The following is a 24161-nucleotide window of genomic DNA, read 5'->3' on the forward strand; positions in this document are numbered from 1 at the left end:
CCGGCGCTCACGCGTCGCGGTCGAGCCCCATCGCGTAGGCGCGGGCGAACAGCCGTTCCGTCGCGGGTCCGAGCATGGCGCGCACGGTCGCGCGACGGGCGGCGTCGAGCGCGCCCGGCAGCGGCCGGCCCAGCGACGTGTTGACGGCCGCGAGCCGGGCCGCGGTCCGCGCCGAGGCGAGGCGTCGCCGCTCCCACCGCTGCAGCTCCGCCTCCGGCGCGTCGCCCGTGCGGATCCAGGTCGCCAGCAGCGGCGCGAGCCCGGCAGCGTCGAGCAGTCCGAGATTCATTCCCTGGCCGCCGATGGGGCTCACCTCGTGCGCGGCGTCGCCGATGACGAACACCCGTCCGTTCCGCAGTCGCCGGGCGAGGACCCGTCGCACTCTGAACGCGCTCGCCTCGGTGATCGCGTCGGATGCCTCGGCCTCGCCGCGCGCGACCAGGGCGGCACGCAGGCGTGCGGCCCGGGCCTCGGGCTCGGGGTCGGCGCCGGGATCGTCCCAGGCCACGAAGCGACGCACGCCTCCCGGCAGCGGGAACGACTCGAGGACGCCGTGCCGGTCGAGGTTGACCACCGCGACCTCCGCGTCCGGCCGCGGGGGAAGCGCGGCATCGGTCATGAGGTACCGGTCGGGGTACTCGCGGGGGCGGACGGCCGCGGGCCGGTAGACGAGGTCGCGGCCGGCGGCTCCTGATGCCACGACCACCAGTGCGCCGGTGAGCTCGATCGGCCGGCCGCCGATTCCGGCGCGCACGCGCACCGCGTCGGCGCGGGGAAGCACCGCCCGCACGGTCGCACCCCGGAGCGGTTCGGGGGCGCCCGCGGCGAGGACGCGCTCGGTCGCCGCCTGGGGGAGCGTCGCCACGAAGGGAAACCGCGTCGACAGGCGGTCGAAGCGCACGACGCCGAGGACCCGCTCCCCGGATCGCGCCTCGCCGCGCCCGACGCGGACCGCATCGGCCAGCAGGCGCTCCGTCGTGCCGGACGCCTCGAGCGCGGCGAGTGCCGGCGCATGCACGCCGATCGCGCGCGACCCGTTCCCCGCGGCAGGGCGACGCTCGAGCACCTCGACGTCGACGCCGCGGCGGGCGAGGTCGCCGGCGAGCAGCATGCCCACCGGTCCCGCGCCGACGACGATCACGTCAGGCACGGTGGCCGCCTCGGGATTCCTGATGGCCGCTCGCCAGGCCCGACCCGACGGCGAGCAGCCGGAACGGCACAGGAGCCTCGACCGTCCACGCCGCCGGTGCCTCCCGGTCGAGCGCGGTCTGCAGCTCCTGCCTTGTGAAGCTGCGGCGGATCGACCGGAGCCCGTCGGTGCGCAGGAACGTGCCCGGCGCGAAGGGCGTGATCCCCACCGCGTAGAGCCCGTACGCCAACCGACTGCGCGCGATGTCGCCGTGCAGCACGAGCCCGCGGGAGAGCAGCTGCGACTCCTCCAGGAACGTGGCGGTGGTCACGCCGAGGTGGTGGAGCACGTGGTTGGACAGCACCGCGTCGAACTCGGCGCCCTCAGCGAGGAGGGCCGCGGCATCCGTGCACCGGAACTCGACCGTGGGAGGTGCGTGATAGCTCTCTGCCACCTCGTGCGCGCGAGGATCGGGGTCGGCGCCCGTCCACTCCACGTCGAGTCCGTCGCGTGCGGCCCAGCCGGCGAGCCGGCGCACCAGATCTCCGCCCCCCGAGCCGAGGTCGAGCACGCGCGCCGGTCGGTCGAGAGCGGCGAGGGCGGGACGGAGCCGGGTGCGGTAGACCGTGCCCCAGCCCGACACCAGGCGGTTGATCGTGCCGAATCGGCGCAGCGTCGCGCGCAGGCGCACCGGATCGCAGGCCGGGTCGTCCATGAGCTCGGCCAGCGCGGGGTCGCGGACCGCCAGGCTCATGCGCGGACCGGGCCCGACGCCGCCATCTCGCGAGCGCCCGCGGGGGGAGTCGCCGTCGGCGTCCGCTTCGTCAGGAGCGCGGACTCGACCGTGAGGCCGGGCCCGAACGCGAGCGCGCCCACGCGGGCGCCGTCGCCGATGGCCTCGTCCTGCAGGAGCGCGCGCAGGATGAACAAGATGGTCGCGCTGGACATGTTGCCGTAGTCGCGGAGGACCCCGCGTGAGCGGTCCAGGCTGTCGGGCGTCAGGTCGAGGCCGGACTCCACGCGATCGAGCACGCTGCGCCCGCCGGGGTGCACCGCCCAGGCGTCCGGTGAGCCGTCGGAGCCGAGGAACCGGTCCACGGCCGAGCGGATCTCACGCCCGATGATGCGGGGGACCTCGGCCGACAGGATCATCTCGAACCCGTTGTCGCCGATCGTCCAGACCATGTCCTTCTCGCCCTCGCCGGTCAGAGCCGTGCCGAACCGGTCGAGCTCCAGGCCGCCCGCCCGGCCGCGATCCGGATCCGCCGTCACGACCGCGGCGGCGGCGCCGTCGGCGAAGACCGACGCGGCGACGATCTGCTGGGGGTCGGACGAGGCCCGGATGTGCAGCGAGCACAGCTCGGCGCACACCACGAGCACGACCGCTCCGGGCTGCGCGGCCGTGATGCGCGAGGCGAGCCGCAGGCCGGGCAGCGCCGCCGCGCACCCGATGAAGCCGAGGTGGTAGCGCTCGACAGTCGTCGGCAGCCCCAGGTCGCGCACCAGCCGGTAGTCCGGCCCGGGGGCGTAGAACCCGGTGCACGAGACCGTGACGACGTGGGTGACCGCGGATGCCTCGATCTCGGCATCCGCCAGCGCACTCCTCGCCGCCTCGGCGCAGAGCCCCGGCGCGGCGCGGATGTAGAGGTCGTTGCGCGGTCCCGTGGTCGGGGAGAGGAGCGTGCCGCCGTCGATGAACGAGGCGTCGCCGCCGGGCTGCGCATCCGAGCCCGGGTCGAGCTCTGCGAGCACGGTGTGGCGCGACTCGATCGCGGAGGCGTCGAACGCGGCATGGATGAGGCGTCGGGTCAGGCGGTCCACGCCCGGCTGCGCGGCGAAGAGGTCGCGGACGCGCTCCTGGCCGATGCGGGTCGGCGGAACGGCGGTTCCGATCGAGACGATACGCGTGCTCATGCTCACACCTAAGCATCTCGGGGGCCCGCACAGGGCCGCCTTGCGCGAACGAGTCCGGCCGACTACAAGGCGGTGCGTCGGCCCGAGACGGGAGCGGGGGCGACCCTCGCGCTCATTTCTCGGGCGGCGTCTCGTCGGCGGATGCCGCGGACGTGTGGACGTCGGGCAGCTCGCGCATCGCCCAGAAGGGGCCGAACACGACGAAGGCGGCCGACAGCAGTTGCCCGATCGCGCCGATCCACATCGTGGGCAGGACGCCGAGCCACGTGCCGAGCAGGCCCGCCAGGAGGGCCGCGATCGGCATGACACCCCACACCACGAAGCGCACCGACGCGTTCATGCGGCCGAGGAGGCGCATCGGGGTGATGCGCTGGCGGAAGGTGACCTGCGTGATGTTGTACAGCAGCACCGTGAAGCTCATCACGAACGCCTGCGCGACCAGCAGCGGGAAGGCGATGGCCGGCACGGCGGCGGCCAAGGGCACGACGAGGCCGATGATGCTGAATCCGAGCGCGCTCACCGGGATCGCCCGCGCCTCGCCGATCCAGCGCACGATGTGCGGCGTGGCCATGGCGCCGAGGAGGCCCCCGACCGCCCCGAGCGAGAAGATCAGGCCGAGCGACACCGGGGTGAATCCGAGGTCTCGCAGCAGGAACAGGGGCAGCAGGGTGCCCGACACCGTGCTGAAGAAGTTCGAGGTGCCCGTCGTTCCGACGATCCGGCGCAGCAGCTTCTCGGTGAAGACGAAGTGCAGCCCCTCCCAGATCTCGCGCAGGATCGGGCCGCGATCCTCGATCGCGCGCGGGGGCTCGTGATCACGCGTGAAGAGCAGGGCGACGGCCGAGACGACATAGGTGCCGGCGGTCGCGAGCACCGCCAGCGGGGCGGTGATCAGTCCGACCAGCCACCCGCCGAACCCCGGGCCCGCGATGTTCGCCAGCTCATAGCTCGACTGCAGCTTGCCGTTCGCCTCGGCGATCTGGTTCGGTCGCACGAGCGACGGGACGATGCTCTGGTACGACACGTCGAAGAACACGGTGGCGATCCCCACGACGGCCATGATCGCGACGAGATGCCACATCTGCAGCATCCCGAGCATCCACAGGAGCGGCACGAGGGCCAGTGCGGCGGCGCGCACGAGGTCGGCGGCGATCATGACGTGGCGCTTGCGCATGCGGTCGATCCAGGCGCCGGCCGGCAGCCCGACGAGCAGGAAGGCTGCCACATTGGCGGCGTTGAGCACGCCGACCTGCCACTCGGTGGCGTTGAGCAGGAGCACCGCGAGCACGGGCACGGCGAGCTCGGTCACCTGCGCGCCGAACTGGCTCAGCGTCTGGCCGCTCCACATCGTGAGGAAGTTGCGGTCGCGCCAGAGCGACCCGACGGGCGCGGCCGCCGGCGTCGGGCCCGCGTGGTCTGCTTCGACGCCGGCGTCCGCCCGCGAGGCGGAGGAGGGGACGGATGCCTCGGCCCGCGCTTCGGCGAGCACACCCTCGTCGACCGCCGCGGGGTCGCTCGGGTGCGGTGATTGGGACATGCCAATCAGTGTCCGACACTGATTGAGAGTTGTCAATCGGTCGGTTAGCCTGGGCGGGTGGTGGAGTATCGCGAGGAACGGGTCGAGCTCAATCCCGACGACCCCGAGGCCGAGTTGCGGCTGCGGGCGCTGAGCTCTCCGCTGCGGCTGCGCGTCCTCCGGCTGTGCGCGTTCGAGTCGCGCACGAACAAGGAGCTGGCCGAACTGCTCGGGATGAACCCGGGCACGATGCTCCATCACGTGCGCACCCTGGTGCAGACGGGCTACCTCGTGGCCGAGCCGGAGCGCGCCGGCGCGCAGGGTGCGCGCGAGGTGCCGTACCGCGCGACCGGGCTGTCGTGGCGCACCGCGATGCCGGGAGGGAGCACCGTCCTCGTCGAGACGTTCCTGCAGCAGATCGACGGTCTCGACGACGAGGAACTCGACACCACCTGGTTGGGCCTCAAGCTGGATGCCGAGCACAAGGCCGAGCTCCAGCAGCGGCTCTACGACCTCGCGCAGGAGTTCAAGGAGCGCGGCCCCGATCCCGACGGCGAGACCTACTCGCTCTTCATCGCGTTCCACCCCGACCGCAATCCGCCCACGGGCGGCGGCGCCGCCCGCGACGCCTGAGGGCGCCCGGCTTCACGCACGGAAAAATGCGGCCGAACTTCCGCGGCCGTTCTCGCCGACAGGCCGCACGGGGCGGAATACGGTGGCACCATGACCATCTCCACCGCCGACCTGTACGACGAGCGCGGCGACGAGCTGGACTCGCTCTCGCTGCAGCTTCAGGACGCCGGCGGTCGCGTCGCGTTCGACGGACCGATCCGAACCGTCCGATGCCACCGCGACAACGCGCTGGTCAAGGCCGTGCTCGCGACACCCGGCGACGGAGCCGTGCTCGTGATCGACGGCGGCGGCTCGCTCGAGTCGGCTCTGATCGGCGATCTGATCGCGGCGTCGGCCGTCGCCCAGGGCTGGGCCGGGGTCGTCGTGAACGGCGCGATCCGCGACCGCCAGGCCATCGCGGCCCTGCCGCTCGGGGTCAAGGCCCTCGGCTCGAACCCGCGCAAGAGCGCGAAGGACGGGGCCGGCCAGGTCGACGTGCCGGTCACCATCGCGGGCGTCGTCTTCACGCCCGGCCGGCACGTCTGGGCCGACGCCGACGGCGTGCTCGTCGAGCGCTGACCCCGGCCCGTGCGGGGTCGCCGCGGCCGTGCCGTACCGGATTCAGGAGACACGCCGTGCTGCAGGGCCCGCCGCGCAGCCGCGGGCGGCGTGTCTCCTGAATCTGCGCCGCCAGGCGCCGCCGACCCTCCGGAAGAGGCACCATGGAGGAAGCGATCAGAGGAGACGCCATGACCGAGGCCTACGTCTACGACGCGGTTCGCACACCGCGGGGTCGCGGCAAAGCGACGGGGGCGCTGCACGGCATCCCGCCGCACGAGCTCGTGGTCGGGCTCGTCGCCGCCCTGCGCGTGCGTCATCCGGGGCTCGATCCGGCCGGAATCGATGACATCGTGCTCGGCTGCGTCACGCCGATCGGCGATCAGGGCTCCGACATCGCCAAAGTCGCGGCGCTCGCGGCCGGGCTCCCCGACACCGTGCCCGGCGTGCAGCTCAACCGCTTCTGCGGGTCGGGCCTCGAGGCGGTGAACCAGGCCGCAGCCCGCGTGCGCTCGGGGTGGGAGGACCTGTTCCTCGCCGGCGGCGTCGAGTCGATGAGCCGTGTGCCGATGGGCAGCGACGGCGGTCCGTGGTCGAAGGATTCGGCCGCGGCCGTCACAGCCGAGGGTGTGCCGCAGGGGATCAGCGCCGACCTCATCGCGACGCTCGAGGGCTACAGCCGGGAGGACGTGGACCGGTTCGCCGCGACCTCGCACGAGCGCGCCGCCCGGGCCTGGGACGAGGGCCGGTTCGACCGCTCCGTCGTGCCGGTTCTGGCCGCCGGAGGCGACGTCGTCCTCGCGCGCGACGAGATCATCCGTCCGGGCACGAGCCTCGAGACGCTGGCCGCCCTGCCCCCGGCGTTCGCGGCGATGGGCCGGTCCGGGTTCGACGAGATCGCGCTGCGCCGGTATCCGGAGGCCGGGGAGATCGACCACGTGCACCACGCGGGCAACTCCTCCGGCATCGTCGACGGCGCCGCCCTCGTGCTCGTCGGCAGCGAGAGCGCGGGCGAGCGCCACGGCCTCACGCCGCGCGCCCGCATCCGGTCGGCCGCGGTCGTGAGCACCGAGCCGACGATCATGCTCACCGGCCCCGGCCCGGCGTCGCGCCTCGCACTCGAGCGCGCGGGCCTGTCGATCCACGACATCGATCTGGTCGAGATCAACGAGGCCTTCGCGTCGGTGGCGCTCAAGCTCATGCGCGACCTCGACGACTTCCCGCACGAGCGCACGAACGTCAACGGGGGCGCGATCGCGATGGGCCACCCGCTCGGCGCGACCGGGGCGATGATCCTCGGCACCCTCATCGACGAGCTCGAGCGATCCGGTGGGCGCTACGGACTCGCCACGCTCTGCATCGGCGGCGGCATGGGCGTCGCGACGGTGGTCGAGCTCGTCTGACATCGCCCGCGCCCCCTCGCAACCCCTGGACACGCGCGCCGCACAGGCGGAGGCTGGCTGCAGCCATCAGCACAGTCACGACCCAGGAGGCACCATGTTCACGCCCGACCGCGCATTCAGCGGCTTCGCCGTCCGCGACATCGACGAGGCCAAGGCGTTCTACGGCGACACGCTCGGCATCCCCGCGACGCTCAACGAGATGGGGATCCTCCAGCTCACGCTCGGCTCGGGTGCGACCGTGATCGCCTACCCCAAGCCCGACCACGAGCCCGCCGGCTTCACGATCATGAACTTCGACGTCGACGACGTCGAGGCCGCTGTCGACGATCTCAACTCGCGCGGCGTGAGGACGAAGATCTACGACGACGCCGACTTCCCGACCGACGCAAAGGGCATCGCGCGCGACATGGGTCCCGAGATCGCATGGTTCCGCGATCCGTCGGGAAACGTGCTCTCCGTGCTCAAGGGCAGCTGACGAGCGGATGCCTCGGCCCGCGAGTCACTCGGGGCCGAGGCATCCGGAGCCGTTGTCAGCGGGCGAGCGCCTCCGAGAGCTTCACGCGACCGCCCATGCGCAGCAGCGAGTTCTCGTAGATGCGTGCACCGACCAGGATGGCCGCGATGCAGGTGGCGATGAGGATGGCGAGCGACAGCAGCGGCTCCCACCACTGCGCCTCGCCGAGGAACAGCCGCATCGGCATACCGACCGGGGCCGAGAACGGCACGTACGACATGATGCCGAGCACCACGGGGTTGTCGAAGAAGAAGATCACCAGGAAGTACGGCGCCATGATGAGCATCGTGAGCGGCGTCGTGGTGGATCCGATGTCCTCCTGACGCGACACCATCGAGGCCGCCGCCGCGAACAGCGACGCGAGCAGGATGAAGCCGAAGAAGAAGAACACCGCGAACCAGGCGATGGGTCCGCCGAGTCCCTGCAGCAGCGCGGTCTGATCGGTCACGGTCAGCCCGACGACCGCGATCGCCGCCAGCAGCAGGATCTGCGCCATCGCGAGGATCGTGTTGCCGATGACCTTGCCGGCCAGCAGCGACCGCACCGGGATGGCCGAGATGAGCAGCTCGACGACCCGCGTCTGCTTCTCCTCGACCACGCTCTGCGCGATCGTCCCGCCGAACATCGATGCGGCGAACAGGAACACCACGCCGAATCCGATGGCGGCGACGTAGCCGAGTGCGGCGTTGCCCTCTTCGGGGTTGAGGAGCTCGACCGGCGGCGTCTGGGAGAGCTGCAGGATCAGCTGCGACGGGGCGTCGGAGTCCGCCACCACCGCGAAGCCGACGGGGGAGTCCGCGTCGGCGACCACCGCGGCGTCGACGTCGCCGCTCTCGACGAGGGCCTCCGCCTCGGCGCGGTCGGCGACGTCGGTGACGTCGAGCCCCTGCACCTCCGAGACGTACTGCGCGGCATCCGAGGTCACCGCCACCGGGGTGCCGGTCGCATTGCTCGCCGCGAAGCCGCCCCAGAGCACCAGGACGAGGGCGCCGAGGAGCAGGATCGCCGTCGAGATGACGAAGGCCTTGCTGCGCAGCTTCGAGCCGATCTCGCGCTCGGCCACGAGCCAGATGCTCTGGGCGGCGCTCGGTGCGAGAGCGGTGGGGGACGTGCGAGTCGCGGTGCTCACTGGATGACCTCCTTGAAGATCTGGGCGAGGGTGGGATGCTGCGGCGCGAAGCTCGCGACGTCGCCCTGCGCGACCGCCCGGCGCAGCACGCGCTGGGCCGTCTCGTCGCTGTCGGCGTCGAACACGGCGAAGCCGCCGTCGAAGTCGAGCACCTCGACGCCCGGCTCGGACCGCAGCCAGCCGGCGTCACCGGCCGACACGAGCTCGAAGCGGCGCGTGGAGTGCTGGGCGCGGAGGGCGTCACGGGCACCGGCGGCGCGGATCGTCCCGCCCGCGATGATCACGAGGTCGTCGCACAGGCGCTCGACGACATCGAGCTGGTGGGAGGAGAAGATGACGGCGGCGCCCGCGGCCGCGCGCTCCTGGAGGACGCCGGCCACGACGTCGACGGCGAGGGGGTCGAGTCCGGAGAACGGCTCGTCGAGGATCAGCACCTCGGGGTCGTGCACCAGGGCGGCCGCGATCTGCGCCCGCTGCTGATTGCCGAGCGACAGCGTCTCGACGTTGTCGTCGAGGCGCTCGCCGAGCCCGAGATTCTCGAGCAGCGCCGTGGCGCGGGCCGTGGCATCCGCCTTCGAAAACCCGTGCAGCCGCGCGAGGTACACGATGTGCTCACGCACCTTCATCTTCGGGTACAGCCCGCGTTCCTCGGGCATGTAGCCGAAGCGGCGGCGATCGCCCGCCGTGACCTCGACGCCGTCGAGGGTGACCGTGCCGCCCTCCTTGGCGAGCACGCCGAGCACGATGCGCATGGTGGTGGTCTTGCCGGCGCCGTTGCCGCCGACGAACCCGGTGAGCCTTCCCTCCCGCACGTCGAACGACACGTCGTCGAGCACGCGTCGCCCTCCGTAGCTCTTGGTGATCCCGGTCAGCTGCAGCATCCGCGTCTCCTTCAGGTGGTGTGTCTCCACGCTAGGGAAGGGGCCGGCCCGCGGCATCCCCCGCACGAGGGGGATCCGCCCCCGCCGGGAGGAGGAGGCGGGTGCCCGCGGGACAGATTCCATGCGCGGGAATAGACAGCGGATGCCGGTCCTTGCACGTGAATGGAACGTCCACGGTGGTCCCCACCAGGGGACGCCTTTGTCACTTCAAGGAGCAGACTCAACATGTCCGACCGCACCATCGGCTACATCGTCGGCAGCATCTCGTCGACGTCGATCAACCGTCGTCTCGCGAAGGCGCTCGAGCGCCTCGCCCCCGAGGGCACGACGCTCGTCGAGATCCCGATCAAGGACCTGCCGTTCTACTCGCCCGACTTCGACGCCGACTATCCCCAGGTCGCCCGCGACTTCAAGCAGGCGATCGACGACGTCGACGGCGTCATCATCGTCACGCCGGAGTACAGCCGCTCGATCCCCGGCGTCCTGAAGAATGCGCTCGACTGGGCCGCCCGCCCGTGGGGTCAGGGCTCGTTCAACGGCAAGCCCACGGCCGTGATCGGCACGTCCGGCGGCCCGATCGCGACGGCGGCCGCGCAGCAGCACCTCAAGGCCATCCTCAGCCACTACAACGCTCCGACGCTCGGCCAGCCCGAGGGCTACGTGCAGTCGACGCCCGGTCTCTTCACCGACGCGGGCGAGGTCACGAACGACCAGACCGCCGAGTTCCTCGCCGGCTACCTCGAGGCCTTCGGCGCACTCGTCGACCGCTACACCCAGGTGCCCGTCGCCGCGTAGGCCCCGTGCCGGCGCGTTTCGTCTCGCTTCGCTCGCTCAACGACCGGTGGTCGTTGAGCGAGGGAGCGCAGCGAGCGAGACGAAACGCGCCCGGGCTAGGCCAGGCCGTGGCGGTGCGCGTAGACCACGGCCGCGACCCGGTCGCGCGCGCCGAGCTTCTGCAGCACGTTCGAGACGTGCGTCTTGACCGTGGCCTCGCCGATGTACAGCCGCTCGGCGATCTCGGCGTTGCTCATGGCTTGCGCGAGCAGCCGCAGCACCTCGTCCTCGCGGTCCGTCAGCTCAGGACGCGGGGGCAGAACCGGCTGCTCGCCCGTCGACATCCGCGGGTACGTCGCACCGGCGCCCGCCGGTCGCGACGCCGCGGGGTCGTCGGCGAACCGCGCGATCACCCGGCGCGTCACCTCGGGCGCGAGCAGCGCATCGCCGGCGGCGGCGACGCGCACAGCGGACACCAGCTCCTCGGGCCCGGCGTTCTTGAGCAGGAACCCGCTCGCGCCGGCGGCGAGCGACGAGAAGAGGTAGTCGTCGCGGTCGAAGGTCGTGACGATCACGACGGCCGCGTCGACGTCGGGGTCGGCGACGATCCGCCGGGTCGCCTCGAGCCCGTCCATGTCGGGCATCTGCACGTCCATGCACACCACATCGGGGCGGAGAGCGGATGCCGCGGCCACCGCCTCGACGCCGCTCGCGGCCTCGCCGACCACGACGATGTCGTCGGCAGCCTCGAGGATCATGCGGAATCCGGCTCGCATCACGGCGTGGTCGTCGACCAGCAGGACGCGGATCGTCGCAGCCGTCACGCCGCGACCCGCTCGCTCAGAGGAACGCGCAGGCGCACCAGGAACCCGCCGCGGCCCCGGGGCGATGCCTCGAGCGTGCCACCGGAGGCGGCCGCGCGCTCCCTCATGCCGACGATGCCGAGGCCCGGGCGCATCGGCGATGCCACCCGTCCGGAGTTGGTGACCTCGAGCTCGACCGCGTCGTCGTCGAAGCGCAGCCGCACCTCGGCTGCGGCATCCGGCCCGCCATGGCGCCTCGCGTTCGTGAGCGCCTCCTGTGCGACCCGATAGATGTTGACCTGCAGAAGGTCAGGGAGCGCGACCTGGTCGCCGACGACGGTCAGCGTCGTGGGCAGCCCGTTCTCGCTCGCGTGGGCGACGAGGTCCGCGAGGCCGACGAGCCGGACGGTCGACGCACTGGGTGCATCGCCGTCCGGCGTGCGCAGCGTCTCGAGCAGGTGGCGGAGGTCTTCGAGCGCGGAGCGCGCCGACTCCTCCACTCCGACCAGGGCCGCGCGTGCGGCTTCGGGATCGCGGTCGAGCACCGCGCGGGCGGCTCCGGCCTGCACCCCCATCGCCGAGACGTGGTGGGCGACGACATCGTGCAGCTCGCGGGCGATGCGCACGCGGTCGAGGGCGACGGCCTGAGCCGAGGTGACCTCGCGCTCGTTCTCGAGCTCGCGCGTGCGCTCCTCGAGGGCGCCCCGCTGCAGCGCCGACGCGTAGGCACGATCGCCCATGTAGTAGGCGCCGCCGAAGAAGGCCGCGTTGATCAGCAGCTGGATCAGCATGAACGCCACGAACGGCGAGAAGACGCCCTCCCGCGAGAAGCCGTCATCGGTGGGCGCCGTCGCGGCCTGGAACGTCGTGACGAGGAGCCACACGAACATCCCGATGATGATCGCGATCCGCACGTACTGCGACCGGCGGCGGTCGTCGACCCAGGCGCCCACCGTGTACATCGCGATGAAGAGGGCGATGTTGCCGACATAGAGCTCGGGGATGCGCATCGAGACGCCGACGAAGAACACGAGCGCGATGGCGACCGCGACGAGCTCGGGGTACCGCCGACGCAGCGCCAGCGGCGCGGTGAGACCGACGGCGTAGAGGAGCGACCACTGCATCCCCTGTGCGGTGTCGTCCCCGTACACGCCGGCGACGGATCCGAGTGCCGCGCTCAGCACGGCGCCGATCAGCAGCGCGGCCGCGAGCCACACGTCGTTGCGGAGCTCGAGCGCGCTGACGGGCGGGCGCCTGTGGGCGGCGGAGGTCTCGGACATCCCTCCACGGTACGGGCCGCGTGGGGGTGCGGCATCCCCGCACGACGGACCTCACTTGCTATTGACAAGCGAGGTTGCTTTTTGCAAGTATCGACCAGGAGCCGCGGACGGACTCGGCTCACACCGCCAGAGGAGCAACGAAATGACCCACATCTTCGTCAACATCCCGACGAGCGATCTCGAGCGCGCCAAGGCCTTCTACACCGCCCTCGGCGCCGACATCAATCCGCTGTTCACCGATGAGAACGCGGCCTGCATCGTCTGGGACGAGAACGTCTTCTTCATGGTGCTCACCAAGGAGTACTTCGCGACCTTCACCGACAAGGAGATGGTCGACCCCAACACCCACGCGCAAGTGCTGATCGCCCTCAGCCGGGAGTCGCGGGACGACGTCGACAAGATCCTCGCCGCGGGCCTGGCCAACGGCGGCACCGAGCCGACCGAAGCCAAGGACTACGGCTTCATGTACTCCCGCGACCTCGAGGATCCCGACGGCAACGGCATCGAGTTCATGTACATGGAGCCCTCCGCCGCCGCGCAGGGGCCCGAGGTCTACCTGGCGGAGCAGACGCAGGCCTGACCCCGTGGCCTCGCGCAGCTACGGGCAGTACTGCGGTGTCACGTCCGCCGTCGAGCTGATCGGGGAGCGATGGGCGATGCTCATCGTCCGCGATCTGCTCGTCGGCCCCCGGCGCTATACCGACCTCAAGCAGGGACTGCCCCGGATCCCGACCAACATCCTCTCCACGCGGCTGAAGGAGCTGCAGGAGGGCGGTGTGGTCCGGCGCGTGCCGCTGATGAACTGCGGCCTGGTCTACGAGCTCACCCCGTACGGCCGCGAGCTCGAGCCGATCGTGCTGGCGCTCGGACGCTGGGGCTTCGCCTCGATGGGCGAGGCCGGCATCGACGACGTCGTGACGGCCGACTCGCTCACGACCACCCTCCGAACCGCATTCCGGGCGGATGCCGCGGCCTCCCTCCCTCCCGGCGACTACGAGGTTCACGTCGGTGCGGTGACGCTTCGCGTGCAGGTGGACGGCGACGAGCTGCGAATCGCGCAGCTGGCCCCACCCGCGCCGCCCGTCGGGGGCCGACTTCCGCAGGGCGATCCCGACATCGCATTCGCCGCGGGGTCAGGACTTCGCCGTGTCATCTCGGGCGAGCTCGCCCCGGCCGAGGCGATCCAGCACGAGGTGCTCACCGTCATCTCGGGAGACGCCGCCCTGCTCGAGCGGTTCGCCGCCACCTTCCACATCCCCGCGACCGGGGGCCCGGCGCTCGCAGCCTGAGCCGCAGCGCGGCCGGGCGCGGCCGCGGGTCCCGGCGCGGCCGGGGCGTCAGAAGATCATGGGGCGATCGTCGTCGTCCGGACCCTCGAGGTCGAGGTCGACCACCACCGGAACATGGTCGCTGGGCGCCTCACCCTTGCGCTCATTGCGGTGGATCGTGGCGCCGGCAACCGCGTTGGCGACCGCGTGGGAGCCCAGGATGAAGTCGATGCGCATGCCCTCGTTGCGGGGGAAGCGCAGCTGCTTGTAGTCCCAGTAAGTGAAGCCGGTCGGCACGAGGGGCCGCACGACGTCCTGCAGTCCCGCGTTCTGGAGAGCGGCGAACGCGGCGCGCTCGGGCGGCGAGATGTGGGTGGAGAACCCCTGGACGATCTGCGGGACGCCGTTGTCGGCATCCGTCGGAGCGATGTTGAAATCCCCGACGAGCGCGAGCGCGTGATCGGGGTTCGCGGCGAGCGACTCGCGCGTGTACTGCTCGAGCGCTGCGAGCCAGTCCAGCTTGTAGAAGTAGTGGGGGTCCCCGAGCGAACGGCCGTTGGGGACGTAGAGGCTCCACAGCTCGATACCGCCGACCGTGGCGCCGATCGCGCGAGCCTCCTGCGGGGCGTCCAGGGCCTCAACGCCCTTCTCGAAGCCGGGCATTCCGGGGAAGGCGGTGCGCACGTCGGTGACGGGCTCGCGGCTCGCGATCGCGACGCCGTTCCACTGCGAGAAGCCGTGCGCCTCGACGTGGAACCCCGCCTCCTCGAAGCGGTCGAAGGGGAACTGCTCCACCTTGCACTTGATCTCCTGCATCGCGAGGACATCGATGTGCTCGCGCACCGCGAAGTCGACGATGCGGTCGACGCGGGCGCGGATGGAGTTGACGTTCCAGGTGGCCAGGCGCATGGCTTCCAGCCTAGGCGCGGGCCCGGACGCGGGCGCGCGGCGAAGCCGCTGGCTGCGCGCTGATCCTTGTGGTCGGCGCGCGCCGGTGGCATGCTCTTCGCAACCCAGGGAGAGGGGTAGCATCATGCGTCACAAAGCGCTCGCCGCCACCATCGCGGCACTCGCACTCATCGGACTGAGTGCGGCACCGGCCCAGGCCATCACAGACGGCGTTCCCGACGGCGACGCCCACCCGGAGGTCGGCCTCATGGTCGCCTTCGTCGACGGCGAGCCTGCCTGGCGGTGCAGCGGCACGCTGATCTCATCGACGGTCTATCTGACGGCCGGTCACTGCACCTACGGAGCCGATCACGTCGAGCTGTGGTTCGATGACGACCTCCGGGATGCCGCGGCCATCGGCTATCCGACGGACGGCGAGGTGAGCGGCACCCCGTATACGCACCCGGACTACGACGACAACGCCTTCTACCTTTACGACGTCGGGGTGGTCGTCCTCGACGAGCCGGTCATCCTCGACGAGTACGGCGCTCTGCCGACCCTGAACCAGCTGGACTCGCTCGTCCAGACCGGCAAGAAGACGGCGACCTTCACCGCCGTCGGGTACGGGCTGCAGAAGAGCTTCCCCGATGCCGCCGCCTGGAAGAACGAGGCCGTGCGGCTCCGCATGGTGTCGTACCCGAAGCTCGTGCAGATCAACACGGGCTTCACGGGTGACGGGTCACTGCTGCTGTCGAACAACGCGCACACGGGCGGCACCTGCTACGGCGACTCGGGCGGTCCGAACTTCATCGGCTCGACCAACGTCATCGCCGGGGTCACCTCGTTCGGGCTGAACTCCGCCTGCGGCGGTACGGGCGGCGTGTACCGCATCGACCGCGCCGACGACCTCGAATGGATCAGCACGTTCCTCTGATGAGGCGCTGAGCGACGGATCACGAAGCCGGTGCGACCAGCGGTCGCACCGGCTTCGCCGTGCCGCGGCATCCGTAGAATCGTCCCCATGACCGCCGCCTCAACGCCCGAGCTCGAGTCCGACCGCCAGAACCTCATCGCCCTCATCAGAGCCGAGGCGGTGTTCCACGGGGACTTCACGCTCTCGAGCGGCAAGAAGGCCACGTACTACGTCGACATGCGCAAGCTGACGCTCGACCATCGGGCGGCCCCCGCCATCGGACGGATCATGCTCGACCTCGTGCGCGACGTCGACGGCGTCGTGGCGGTCGGCGGGCTCACGCTCGGCGCCGATCCGATCGCCAACGCGGTGATGCACGAGTCCGCTCGCACCGAGACGCCGCTCGACGCCTTCGTCGTGCGCAAGGAGCCGAAGGACCACGGTCGCGGTCGCCAGGTGGAGGGGGCGGATGTCGCGGGCCGGCGCGTCGTGGTGCTCGAAGACACGTCCACCACGGGTCAGTCCGCGCTCAAGGCGGTCGAGGCACTGCGCCGCGAAGGCGCCGAGCCCGTCGCCGTCGCCGTGATCGTCGACCGCAAGACCGGCGCTCAGGCTGCCGTCGAGGCCGAGGGTCTGCAGTGGCTCGCAGCGATCGACCTCGACGACCTCGGGCTGGCGCCGCAGTAGGCGACCGCGCGGCGCCCGGTCAGTCGTCGTCGTCGCGGTGGCGCATCCACTGCCACACGAACACGATCAGCGTTCCGACGAGCACGACGCCCGTCGCCGCGAACAGGAGCGTCTGCTCGAACTCGGACATCACGGTCGCTTCCCTTCTGCGGCGTCGGCCACGAGCTTCGCGATCCGCGCGGCGCGGGTGTCGGGCCGTCGGGCGGAGTCGACGAGGCCGATCCCCATCTTCCGCGCGGACGGGGGAAAGGCATCCCATCCGACCCGCGCCGCCGGCTGAGCATCGAGCGCCGCCGCGAAGTCGTCGGGCTCGATCATCGCCTCGGCGTTGTCGAACACGACCCACGAGCCGTTCGCTTTGGCCACCTCGACCGCACGGATGCCCGCCTCGGTCATCAGCCCGGCGGCCTCCAGTTCGATCAGCCGCGCCTTGTTCCTCGCCGCCCACCCGCTCGACGGACGACGCGGCGCGAACCACAGGCCGCCGGTGGACTCATCGAAGGTGCGCACCGGCCCGTCGATCCAGCCGAAGCACAGCGCATGCCGGATCGCATCCTCGTAGGCGATGACGGTGACGTCCGACCCGGCCCGGGCGCGGACGAGCCAGGCGCCCTTCGAGGTGCGATGGTTCTCGACGAGCCACTGACGCCAGGTCGCGGCATCCGGTGCCAGTATCTTCTCGCCGTCATCCAACGCACCCATGACCGCGACGATACCCGGATCAGCCGACACCCTGCGCTGTCGCTGACCTGCCATCGACTCGTCGGTTCCGCGCGCGACCCTTGTGTCGCTCGGGTCGCCCGTGCCGCCCGACCCTTGTGTCGCTCGGGTCGCCCGTGCCGCCCGACCCTTGGGTCCGTCGAGTCGCCAAGACACGCCGGTGGAGCGGGATGGCATCCGGCGTGTCTTGGCGACTCGCGGCTCGCGGCAGTTGCCCGCGCGGCTCGCGGCAGGTGCGCGCGGCTCGTGACCGGCCCCGCGACCCTTGTGTCGCACGGGTCGCCCGTGCCGCCCGACCCTTGGGTCCGTCGAGTCGCCAAGACACGCCGGTGGAGCGGGGTCGCGTCCGGCGTGTCTTGGCGACTCGCGGCCTGCGGCGGGCTCGCGGCTCGCAGCGGACGCGTGTGCGCGCGGCGGTCGCGACGCGGCGCGCGGCGGACGCGTGCGTGTGCGACTCGCGCGAGGGAGCCCGTGCCTTGGCGACCTGCGCGCTGCCGGGGGACCCGTCAGAGGATGTCGGCCTCCTCGGCCTCGAACGGCTCCTTGACGAGCAGATCGGCGACGGAGTCGAGCACCTCGTCGGGCCGGAAGGGGTAGCGCTGGATCTCGGCCGGATCGCTGATCCCGGTGAGCACCAGCACGGTGTGGAGACCGGCCTCGATGCCGGCGACGATGTCGGTGTCCATGCGGTCGCCGATCATCCCGGTGTTCTCGGAGTGGGCGCCGATGCGGTTGAGCGCGGAGCGGAACATCATCGGGTTCGGCTTGCCCACGACGTAGGGCTCCATGCCGATCGCCTTCGTGATGAGCGCCGTGATGGCTCCCGTGGCCGGCAGCACGCCGTCGACCGAGGGGCCGGTCGCGTCGGGGTTGGTCGCGATGAACCTGGCGCCGGCGCCGATGAAGCGGATGGCCTTCGTGATCGCCTCGAACGAGTAGTTGCGGGTCTCGCCGACGACGACGTAGTCGGGCTCGGTCTCGGTCATGATGAAGCCGGCCTCGTGCAGCGCCGTCGTGAGGCCCGCCTCGCCGATCACGAACGCGGTGCCGCCGGGCATCTGGCTGCGCAGGAAGTCGGCCGTGGCGAGCGCCGACGTCCAGATCGACTCCTCCGGGACGATGAGCCCTGACGCGCGGAGCCGGGCGCTCAGGTCGCGCGGCGTGAAGATCGAGTTGTTCGTCAGCACCAGGAACGGCGTGCCCGAGTCCCGCCACTGCTCCAGCAGCTGGGACGCCCCCGGGATCGGCGTGTTCTCGTGGACGAGGACCCCGTCCATATCGGTCAGCCAGCATTCGATCTCGGCACGGGTCCGCATGCGCCCAGCCTAGGGGCCGTGGGGTTATGGTCGAAGTCGTGCGCACGACGTGGGATCCCCGCCGCCTCCCCGACCTGTCCGGGCGCGCTTATCTCGTGACCGGATCGAACGCTGGTCTGGGCTACTTCGCCTCGGAGCAGCTCGTCCGCGCCGGCGCCCGCGTGTTCATGACCGGTCGCCACCCGAATCGGCTGGCTGCGGCCCGTGCGGCCCTGCGGCGTCGGAATCCGGATGCCGCGCTCGACCTCACCGAGACGCTCGTGCTCGACACCAGCAACCTCGGCTCCGTGCGCTCTGCCGCGGCCAGCGTGCGGGGGAGAGGGCCCCTCGACGGGGTCCTGCTCAACGCGGGGATCGTGCACCCGCCGAAGTCGCGCGAGACGACGGTCGACGGGCACGAGGTCGTGTTCGCCACGAACGCGCTCGGCCACTTCGCCCTCGCCGGCGAGCTGCTGCCCGCGCTCGCCGAAGCCGGGGGTCGCATGGTCTGGGTGGGGAGCATGTCGACCTCGCTCACCCCCTACGACCCGGTCGACCCGCAGCTCACCGAGAACTACTCGGCCTGGCGCGCGTACGTGCAGTCCAAGATCGCGACGAGCTCCCTCGGCTTCGAGGCCGACCGGCGGCTGCGCGCGGCCGGTGTGCCGGTGGCGAGCGTGGTCGCACACCCGGGCTACTCGACGAGCGGTCGCACCCCAGGGATCGCCGGGGTCAACGCCCCGACGAAGACGACCCGGTTCGCCGACAACCTGCAGGCCCTGATCACGCAGTCCAAGGAGCACGGCGCCTGGACGCTGGTCCGCGCACTCGCGGATCCACAGATCGAGGGCGGCGAGTTCTGGGGTCCGAGGACCGTCGCACGAGGCGTTCCGCGCCGGCAGCAGGCCTCCAGGATCACGCGCGACCCCGAGATCGCCGCCCGCCTGTGGCAGGCCGCCGAGACGGCGACCGGCGTGCGCTGGCCGTTCGCGAAGGCGGCGGCAGCAGCCTCCGCCTGACACGCCTGCGGGGAGCCCTCACCGACTCCCCGCAGGCGCTCACCTCCCGTTGATCACGGGAACATCGGGTCGGGTACCAAGACCCCGACATCCAGGTGGATGCCGTAGAACTTGGCGACCGGGATGGGCCCTGACGTGCATGTGTCCATCACACACGTCGTCTTGTACGCGAACAGCCCCGGCGACGGGTTGCCGCTCGGCGCGCTCGAATACGTCTGGATCTTCAGGTTGGAGACGGAGTCCGCGAAGTCCCAGTTCACCGGAGACTCCGCCAGATCCACCGTCACGGTGACGTAGCCGGCGCCCGCGGGGGCAATGGTCGCCGTCCCGGCGAGCATCGTCTGACCGGCGTACACGTTGTACGTCTTCGTGGTGCCCGCGGTGTACGCCACGTACGTCGCCCAGTTGCCGCCCTTCTTGTTGTACGGCAGCGTTCCCGCGGTGGTGTTGGCCGCCCACGCCGTCTCGCCCTGGAAGACCTCGCACTGGACGTGGACGTTCACCGTCTCGGTGTCCTCAGCCAAGGGATAGCCGTCGTCTCCCGTCAGGGTGGCGACGTTCGGGTACGCGAAGTCGCCGCACTTCGGATCGCTGTACGCGTCGTACCAGCCCCACGAGAAGGTGTGCTCGTAGGTGAGCGAGCCGCCTGTCGGCGCCGTGAACGTCTTCGACTGCTCACCGAGCAGGTCGCTGACGTCGGTGACCGTGACCGTCTTGTCGGCCTCGGTCGTCGGGGTGGCGCTCCAGTTGATCGGCATCGCGAGAGACTCGTACTCGTCTCCGACGGTGGTCATCGCCGTGGCCGTGTTGGTGCCGTCGATCGCGCTGCCGGCCTCGTACTCGTAGGTGCATTCCAGCGATGCGCCGGGCACGAGCGTGACGTTGGTGGTTGAGAGATCGACCCCGCAGTCCACCGTGACCGCCGTCTCCGCCATGTCGACCGTGATCACGTCCATGACGTCATCGACGATGACGGTCGTGTCGCCGTCGTTCTTCACGGTGATCGTTCCCCACACCATGAAGTCGCTGTCGGTGGGAGGCTCGGCGTAGTCGACGGTCACCGTCCAGTGCGCCGTGGCGCTGCTGGGCTTGCCCGCGCCCTGACCGGGGACGTAGAGGTAGACATCGTTCATGTCGACGCTCTTGTCCAGATCCCAGTGGTGCTGACGGTGCCACGACGTGTCGACGGTCTTCGTCACCGTGAGGTGCTCCTCGGGGTCGCCCTCCGGTCCGTCGTCGTAGCAGAAGGTGATGTGGCTGATGCCCTTCCCGCTGCTGGGAGTCCCCGTGCCGTACGTGCCGCCGCCGAGGATCGTGTAGCCCTGGCCCGCCTTGATCAGCACTCCGGCCACGGCGGGGTTCGCCCACCACTCGAAGGAGTTGTCGCCGTCGATCGTGACCGTCAGCGCGATCGGCAGGCCGGTGGGTGACCAGGGGCCGTCGTCGTCGTAGACATATGTGGCGGGTCCTCCGCCGGTGTCGAGCTTGACACCGTAGTCGAAGCCCGCCGCCTTGCACTCCGCTGTCGCGCCGCCCTGCGGCCCGAGATCGATCGCCGCGGCGGGCTGGACTGCCAGCGCCCCCGCGAGCACGAGCGCGGCCCCAGCCGCGATCGCGAATGTTCGCCTGAACATGGTTGTAGTTTTCCCCTCCATTGACCGTGGTCGCCCACGGATGTGGAGGATCGCTCTCCCCTTAGAGCGAGGCTGTCGCGTCGGCGGTGCGCCGCGCACACGGATGATCGCTGCTTTCGGATTGGAATGTAGAAGTGTGCGTGCGGCATCGCCGCCGAACTGCGCCCGCGCGATCGGGCGTGCCCGCCGTCCCGAAGGACTCCCCACCGGGAAGTATCCCCCCGCGTGTCCGGAGCGTCAAGGGCACCTCCGACCGGCTGATCACCCCGGTGCCGCTCAAATCCATGGGTTTGCATAAACCGCCGTGTCCGGTTGCCTGCGGCGAGGTGGACGGCGGCTCGTCTCGGGCGCTCGCGGGTCAGGCGCTGAGCCACACCGCATCGGCCGCGGCGGAAGGAAGGGAGACGTCAATGCCGCCGATGCGGAGGGTCGCGGCATCCTGGACCGTCGCCTCGGCCCCCACCGCGACGCCGGCCGCCTCGACGGCCCGGAGCAGCTCGGGGTCGCGGTCGCTCACGCGCAGGACGCTGCCGGTGTGTCCGGCGACCGCCGTCGCGAGCAGCACGAAGGGCACGCGCTCGACATGGCCCGCGGCATCCGGGATCGCGTCGCCGTGGGGATCGAAGCGCGGGCGTCCGAGCCGCTCGTCGATGCCCTCGAGGAGCCGGTCGCTGATCGTGTGCTCGAGGACCTCGGCCTCGTCGTGCACCTCGTCCCAGGCGTACCCGAACTCGCGCACGAGCCAGGTCTCGATGAGGCGGTGGCGGCGGATGATCGCGGCGGCCCGCACCTCGCCCGCCTCGGTGAGTCCGATCGGACCGTACGGGCGGTGGGTGACGAGCCCCTGCGCCGAGAGCTTCTGCACCATCTCGGTGACACTCGACGGCGCGAGGCCCAGCTCGGCCGCCAGCTGGGACGGCGTGATGCGCTCGGTCTGCCACTCGGTGTGGTGGTAGATCGTCTTGAGGTAGTCGTCGACGGCAGGGGAAACCACGATGTCAGGCTACCGGCCCCGGATCAGGCGCCCGTGAGCACGAGCCACAGCAGGATCGCGTTGAGGGCGATGAGGAAGACGGATGCTGCGATCCCCGCCACCGTCGTCAGGACCCGGTTGCGGTACTTCCCGAGCACGTCGGCCTTCGCGGTCAGCGCGACCAGCGGAACGAGCGCGAACGGGATGCCGAACGACAGCACCACCTGGCTGAGCACCAGGGCGAGTGTCGGGTCCACGCCCAGCGCCAGGATCACGAGTGCCGGGATCAGGGTGACCAGCCTGCGGGCGAGCAGCGGCACCCGGATGTGCAGCAGCCCGTGCATGATCTCGGCGCCCGCGTAGGCGCCGACCGACGTCGAGGCGAGGCCGCTCGCGAGCAGGCCGATCGCGAACAGCGTTGCCACGAGCGGGCCGAGGCCGGCCTCGAGCGCGTCGTACGCCCCCTCGAGCGTGTCGGTGCCGGGGACGCCGGCGAGGTTCGCGGCAGCGAGCAGCAGGATGCACAGGTTCACAGTGCCCGCGATGAGCATTGCGATGCTGACGTCCCACTTCGTCGCGCGCAGCAGGCGGGCGGTCGGGATGCCGCGCAGCTCCTCGATCGGAACCTCGATGCGTGGGCCCGGGCTCACATCGGTCGCTGCCTGGTCATTGAGCGAGCGGAGCGAGCCGAACCGCGCCGAACCGACGCCTGACGATGGTCCTGGGCGTTTCGTCCCGCTCGTTCCTCGCTCGCTCAACGACCGAGGAGGCGCGAACCGGTCCCGGGCGAGCGCGCTGTGCGCGTAGATGGCGTGCGGCATGATCGTCGCACCGAGGATCGACGCCGCCAGCAGCACCGACCCGGTGTCCTCGAAGCGCGGCACGAGGCCGGCCACGACACCGGCGGGATCGGGCGGCGCGAGGAAGACCCCGTAGGTGAAGCCGATCGCGATGATCGCGACCATCCCGATCACCACGAACTCGAAGGTGCGCGGGCCGCGCCGCGACTGCACCAGCAGCAGCACGATCGACACGGTGCCGGTGATCACCCCGCCCCACAGCAACGGCACCCCGAACAGCAGGTTGAGCGCGACGGCGCCGCCGATCACCTCGGCGATGTCGGTCGCCATGGCGACGAGCTCGGCCTGCAGCCAGTAGGCGCGGCGCCCCCAGGTGCTCCGGATGCGCGCGCCCAGGGTCTCGGGCAGGCTCCGCCCGGTGACGATGCCGAGCTTGGCCGAGAGGTACTGGATGAGCCACGCCATGACGTTGCCGAGCACCACGACCCAGACGAGCAGATACCCGTACACCGCGCCGGCCGTCATGTTGCTCGCGACGTTGCCCGGGTCGAGATAGGCCACGCCGGCGACGAGGGCCGGGCCGATCAGCCAGGCCGCGCGCGGGGTGGTGAGCCCTCGACGGCCGCGAGCTGCGGGGGGCTGCGTCACGCGGTCCTCGGCGACGGCGTCGGCATCTTTCGGCATACCGAAATCCTAGTCGGATTTCGGCGCACCGAAAAGTGTTGTGCCGGCGGACCTGGCCGAGCGGCGGGGAGCGGAGTGGGGACCGCGCGGCGGGTAGCCTGAGCCGGTGAGCGAGACCCCCGACCAGGCCGAGCCCGTGCTTCCCGTCGGCGTCGGACCCTGGCCGGGAGGGCCGGACTCCTGGCCCGACGATCCCCGGTACGACCGCGAGCTGCTGGAGCACGGCGACCGGCGCAACGTGGTGGACGTCTACCGCTACTGGACGATGGACGCCATCGTGGCCGACCTCGACCAGCGCCGGCACGGATTCCACGTGGCGATCGAGAACTGGCAGCACGACATGAACATCGGGTCGATCGTGCGCAGCGCCAACGCCTTCCTCGCCGCCGAGGTGCACATCATCGGCCGCCGCCGGTGGAACCGCCGTGGGGCGATGGTCACCGACCGCTATCAGCGCGTGCGCCACCACGAGTCCGTCGAGGCCTTCCGGCAGTGGGCGGATGCCGCATCCCTCCCCATCATCGCGATCGACAACGTCGACGGCTCGGTGCCGCTGGACCGCGCCGATCTGCCCGAGCACTGCGTGCTGCTGTTCGGGCAGGAGGGCCCGGGGCTGTCGCCCGAGGCGGTCGGTGCGGCATCCGCTGTCGTCGAGATCACGCAGTACGGCTCGACCCGGTCGATCAACGCCAGCGCGGCCGGCGCCGTCGTGATGTACGAGTGGTGCCGCCGCTGGGCCTGACCCCCGGCCCCCGGTCCCCGGCCCC

The 24161-nt window shown here is 71.1% G+C and carries 25 protein-coding genes; 11 read left to right on the forward strand and 14 right to left on the reverse strand.

All coding sequences use genetic code 11. The features are described 5' to 3' along the window. Window positions 1-7 precede the first annotated feature (7 nt). The 4 genes from SOM19_RS02105 to SOM19_RS02120 all read right to left on the reverse strand — a co-directional run bounded on the left by SOM19_RS02105 (window position 8) and on the right by SOM19_RS02120 (window position 4580). Entirely contained in the window at window positions 8-1150 is a 1143-nt protein-coding gene (locus SOM19_RS02105; RefSeq protein WP_320484895.1) for an FAD-dependent oxidoreductase, read from the reverse strand. Further along, window positions 1143-1883 carry a methyltransferase domain-containing protein gene (locus SOM19_RS02110; RefSeq protein WP_320484896.1) on the reverse strand — a complete coding sequence of 247 codons (741 nt, stop codon included), beginning with the start codon at window positions 1881-1883 and terminating at the stop codon, window positions 1143-1145. Before SOM19_RS02110 ends, SOM19_RS02105 begins: the two co-directional genes overlap by 8 nt. Beyond that, a complete protein-coding gene (locus tag SOM19_RS02115; RefSeq protein WP_320484897.1) occupies window positions 1880-3043 on the reverse strand; it encodes a type III polyketide synthase in 1164 nt (387 codons plus the stop codon). The genes SOM19_RS02110 and SOM19_RS02115 overlap by 4 nt, the downstream gene beginning before the upstream one ends. Before the next feature lie 112 nt (window positions 3044-3155). Beyond that, window positions 3156-4580: an MFS transporter gene (locus SOM19_RS02120; protein WP_320484898.1), complete on the reverse strand. Its 1425-nt coding sequence runs from the start codon at window positions 4578-4580 to the stop codon at window positions 3156-3158. A 57-nt stretch (window positions 4581-4637) separates the two neighbouring features. On the opposite strand from SOM19_RS02120, the gene SOM19_RS02125 reads away from it, so the two are divergent. The 4 genes from SOM19_RS02125 (at window position 4638) to SOM19_RS02140 (ending at window position 7607) form a co-directional block, all read left to right on the forward strand. Then, the gene (locus SOM19_RS02125; protein WP_320484899.1) at window positions 4638-5192 is read left to right on the forward strand and encodes an ArsR/SmtB family transcription factor; all 555 of its coding nucleotides are present in this window, start codon (window positions 4638-4640) and stop codon (window positions 5190-5192) included. Between the two features lie 90 nt (window positions 5193-5282). Beyond that, window positions 5283-5750, forward strand: a complete 468-nt coding sequence (rraA, locus tag SOM19_RS02130; RefSeq protein WP_320484900.1) for a ribonuclease E activity regulator RraA — start codon at window positions 5283-5285, stop codon at window positions 5748-5750. A gap of 170 nt (window positions 5751-5920) precedes the next feature. Next, window positions 5921-7132 carry an acetyl-CoA C-acetyltransferase gene (locus SOM19_RS02135; RefSeq protein WP_320484901.1) on the forward strand — a complete coding sequence of 404 codons (1212 nt, stop codon included), beginning with the start codon at window positions 5921-5923 and terminating at the stop codon, window positions 7130-7132. A gap of 94 nt (window positions 7133-7226) precedes the next feature. Then, window positions 7227-7607 (forward strand): VOC family protein, encoded by a 381-nt coding sequence (locus tag SOM19_RS02140; protein ID WP_320484902.1) that lies wholly within the window; start codon window positions 7227-7229, stop codon window positions 7605-7607. 55 nt (window positions 7608-7662) lie between these two features. On the opposite strand, the gene SOM19_RS02145 is transcribed toward SOM19_RS02140, so the two are convergent. Together SOM19_RS02145 and SOM19_RS02150 are read right to left on the reverse strand one after the other, a co-directional pair. After that, window positions 7663-8775, reverse strand: coding sequence for an ABC transporter permease (locus tag SOM19_RS02145; RefSeq protein WP_320484903.1), 1113 nt, complete (start codon window positions 8773-8775; stop codon window positions 7663-7665). After that, window positions 8772-9656: an ABC transporter ATP-binding protein gene (locus tag SOM19_RS02150; protein WP_320484904.1), complete on the reverse strand. Its 885-nt coding sequence runs from the start codon at window positions 9654-9656 to the stop codon at window positions 8772-8774. Before SOM19_RS02150 ends, SOM19_RS02145 begins: the two co-directional genes overlap by 4 nt. A 225-nt stretch (window positions 9657-9881) precedes the next feature. Here SOM19_RS02150 and SOM19_RS02155 point away from each other — a divergent pair, with 225 nt between their 5' ends. Further along, entirely contained in the window at window positions 9882-10451 is a 570-nt protein-coding gene (locus SOM19_RS02155) for an NADPH-dependent FMN reductase (RefSeq protein WP_320484905.1), read from the forward strand. 95 nt (window positions 10452-10546) lie between these two features. On the opposite strand, the gene SOM19_RS02160 is transcribed toward SOM19_RS02155, so the two are convergent. Beyond that, on the reverse strand, window positions 10547-11206 hold the full coding sequence (locus SOM19_RS02160; RefSeq protein ID WP_414683644.1) for a response regulator: 660 nt from the start codon (window positions 11204-11206) through the stop codon (window positions 10547-10549). Window positions 11207-11250: 44 nt separating this feature from the next. Then, entirely contained in the window at window positions 11251-12513 is a 1263-nt protein-coding gene (locus tag SOM19_RS02165) for a sensor histidine kinase (protein WP_320484907.1), read from the reverse strand. Window positions 12514-12655: 142 nt separating this feature from the next. On the opposite strand from SOM19_RS02165, the gene SOM19_RS02170 reads away from it, so the two are divergent. Both SOM19_RS02170 and SOM19_RS02175 read left to right on the forward strand, forming a co-directional pair. Next, window positions 12656-13093: a VOC family protein gene (locus tag SOM19_RS02170; protein WP_320484908.1), complete on the forward strand. Its 438-nt coding sequence runs from the start codon at window positions 12656-12658 to the stop codon at window positions 13091-13093. Between the two features lie 4 nt (window positions 13094-13097). Next, window positions 13098-13802 (forward strand): winged helix-turn-helix transcriptional regulator, encoded by a 705-nt coding sequence (locus tag SOM19_RS02175; RefSeq protein ID WP_320484909.1) that lies wholly within the window; start codon window positions 13098-13100, stop codon window positions 13800-13802. Between the two features lie 48 nt (window positions 13803-13850). On the opposite strand, the gene SOM19_RS02180 is transcribed toward SOM19_RS02175, so the two are convergent. Then, complete coding sequence (locus SOM19_RS02180) at window positions 13851-14690, reverse strand: exodeoxyribonuclease III (RefSeq protein ID WP_320484910.1); 840 nt, start codon at window positions 14688-14690, stop codon at window positions 13851-13853. Between the two features lie 124 nt (window positions 14691-14814). Here SOM19_RS02180 and SOM19_RS02185 point away from each other — a divergent pair, with 124 nt between their 5' ends. Then, on the forward strand, window positions 14815-15603 hold the full coding sequence (locus tag SOM19_RS02185; protein WP_320484911.1) for a S1 family peptidase: 789 nt from the start codon (window positions 14815-14817) through the stop codon (window positions 15601-15603). An 87-nt stretch (window positions 15604-15690) separates the two neighbouring features. Then, a complete protein-coding gene (gene pyrE, locus SOM19_RS02190) occupies window positions 15691-16269 on the forward strand; it encodes an orotate phosphoribosyltransferase (RefSeq protein WP_320484912.1) in 579 nt (192 codons plus the stop codon). Window positions 16270-16398: 129 nt separating this feature from the next. Here pyrE and SOM19_RS02195 read toward each other — a convergent pair whose 3' ends face one another. Then, the gene (locus SOM19_RS02195) at window positions 16399-16971 is read right to left on the reverse strand and encodes a YdeI/OmpD-associated family protein (RefSeq protein ID WP_320484913.1); all 573 of its coding nucleotides are present in this window, start codon (window positions 16969-16971) and stop codon (window positions 16399-16401) included. A gap of 524 nt (window positions 16972-17495) precedes the next feature. Further along, window positions 17496-18305: an HAD-IIA family hydrolase gene (locus SOM19_RS02200; protein WP_320484914.1), complete on the reverse strand. Its 810-nt coding sequence runs from the start codon at window positions 18303-18305 to the stop codon at window positions 17496-17498. Between the two features lie 38 nt (window positions 18306-18343). Between SOM19_RS02200 and SOM19_RS02205 the strand changes: the two genes are divergently transcribed. Continuing rightward, the gene (locus SOM19_RS02205) at window positions 18344-19303 is read left to right on the forward strand and encodes an SDR family NAD(P)-dependent oxidoreductase (RefSeq protein WP_414683619.1); all 960 of its coding nucleotides are present in this window, start codon (window positions 18344-18346) and stop codon (window positions 19301-19303) included. A gap of 53 nt (window positions 19304-19356) precedes the next feature. Here the strand turns inward: SOM19_RS02205 and SOM19_RS02210 are convergent, their stop codons facing one another. The 3 genes from SOM19_RS02210 to SOM19_RS02220 form a co-directional block, all read right to left on the reverse strand. Further along, window positions 19357-20937, reverse strand: coding sequence for a hypothetical protein (locus SOM19_RS02210; RefSeq protein ID WP_320484916.1), 1581 nt, complete (start codon window positions 20935-20937; stop codon window positions 19357-19359). Between the two features lie 358 nt (window positions 20938-21295). After that, the gene (locus SOM19_RS02215; protein ID WP_320484917.1) at window positions 21296-21931 is read right to left on the reverse strand and encodes a metal-dependent transcriptional regulator; all 636 of its coding nucleotides are present in this window, start codon (window positions 21929-21931) and stop codon (window positions 21296-21298) included. A 23-nt stretch (window positions 21932-21954) separates the two neighbouring features. Beyond that, window positions 21955-23394, reverse strand: coding sequence for an Nramp family divalent metal transporter (locus SOM19_RS02220; RefSeq protein WP_320484918.1), 1440 nt, complete (start codon window positions 23392-23394; stop codon window positions 21955-21957). 106 nt (window positions 23395-23500) lie between these two features. On the opposite strand from SOM19_RS02220, the gene SOM19_RS02225 reads away from it, so the two are divergent. Further along, window positions 23501-24136 (forward strand): TrmH family RNA methyltransferase, encoded by a 636-nt coding sequence (locus tag SOM19_RS02225; protein ID WP_320484919.1) that lies wholly within the window; start codon window positions 23501-23503, stop codon window positions 24134-24136. The last annotated feature ends 25 nt before the right edge of the window (window positions 24137-24161 follow it).

Source organism: Microbacterium sp. CFBP9034 (assembly GCF_034045255.1).
Taxonomy (GTDB): Bacteria; Actinomycetota; Actinomycetes; order Actinomycetales; family Microbacteriaceae; genus Microbacterium.

Excerpts from the sequence above, each read along its gene's own strand:
- SOM19_RS02110 (WP_320484896.1), bottom strand. The coding sequence starts at position 1,883 with ATGAGCCTGGCGGTCCGCGACCCCGCGCTGGCCGAGCTCATGGACGAC.
- SOM19_RS02115 (WP_320484897.1), bottom strand. The coding sequence starts at position 3,043 with ATGAGCACGCGTATCGTCTCGATCGGAACCGCCGTTCCGCCGACCCGC.
- SOM19_RS02120 (WP_320484898.1), bottom strand. The coding sequence starts at position 4,580 with ATGTCCCAATCACCGCACCCGAGCGACCCCGCGGCGGTCGACGAGGGT.
- rraA (WP_320484900.1), top strand. The coding sequence starts at position 5,283 with ATGACCATCTCCACCGCCGACCTGTACGACGAGCGCGGCGACGAGCTG.
- SOM19_RS02135 (WP_320484901.1), top strand. The coding sequence starts at position 5,921 with ATGACCGAGGCCTACGTCTACGACGCGGTTCGCACACCGCGGGGTCGC.
- SOM19_RS02140 (WP_320484902.1), top strand. The coding sequence starts at position 7,227 with ATGTTCACGCCCGACCGCGCATTCAGCGGCTTCGCCGTCCGCGACATC.
- SOM19_RS02150 (WP_320484904.1), bottom strand. The coding sequence starts at position 9,656 with ATGCTGCAGCTGACCGGGATCACCAAGAGCTACGGAGGGCGACGCGTG.
- SOM19_RS02155 (WP_320484905.1), top strand. The coding sequence starts at position 9,882 with ATGTCCGACCGCACCATCGGCTACATCGTCGGCAGCATCTCGTCGACG.
- SOM19_RS02160 (WP_414683644.1), bottom strand. The coding sequence starts at position 11,206 with ATGCGAGCCGGATTCCGCATGATCCTCGAGGCTGCCGACGACATCGTC.
- SOM19_RS02165 (WP_320484907.1), bottom strand. The coding sequence starts at position 12,513 with ATGTCCGAGACCTCCGCCGCCCACAGGCGCCCGCCCGTCAGCGCGCTC.
- SOM19_RS02170 (WP_320484908.1), top strand. The coding sequence starts at position 12,656 with ATGACCCACATCTTCGTCAACATCCCGACGAGCGATCTCGAGCGCGCC.
- SOM19_RS02180 (WP_320484910.1), bottom strand. The coding sequence starts at position 14,690 with ATGCGCCTGGCCACCTGGAACGTCAACTCCATCCGCGCCCGCGTCGAC.
- SOM19_RS02185 (WP_320484911.1), top strand. The coding sequence starts at position 14,815 with ATGCGTCACAAAGCGCTCGCCGCCACCATCGCGGCACTCGCACTCATC.
- pyrE (WP_320484912.1), top strand. The coding sequence starts at position 15,691 with ATGACCGCCGCCTCAACGCCCGAGCTCGAGTCCGACCGCCAGAACCTC.
- SOM19_RS02195 (WP_320484913.1), bottom strand. The coding sequence starts at position 16,971 with ATGGGTGCGTTGGATGACGGCGAGAAGATACTGGCACCGGATGCCGCG.
- SOM19_RS02200 (WP_320484914.1), bottom strand. The coding sequence starts at position 18,305 with ATGCGGACCCGTGCCGAGATCGAATGCTGGCTGACCGATATGGACGGG.
- SOM19_RS02210 (WP_320484916.1), bottom strand. The coding sequence starts at position 20,937 with ATGTTCAGGCGAACATTCGCGATCGCGGCTGGGGCCGCGCTCGTGCTC.
- SOM19_RS02220 (WP_320484918.1), bottom strand. The coding sequence starts at position 23,394 with ATGCCGAAAGATGCCGACGCCGTCGCCGAGGACCGCGTGACGCAGCCC.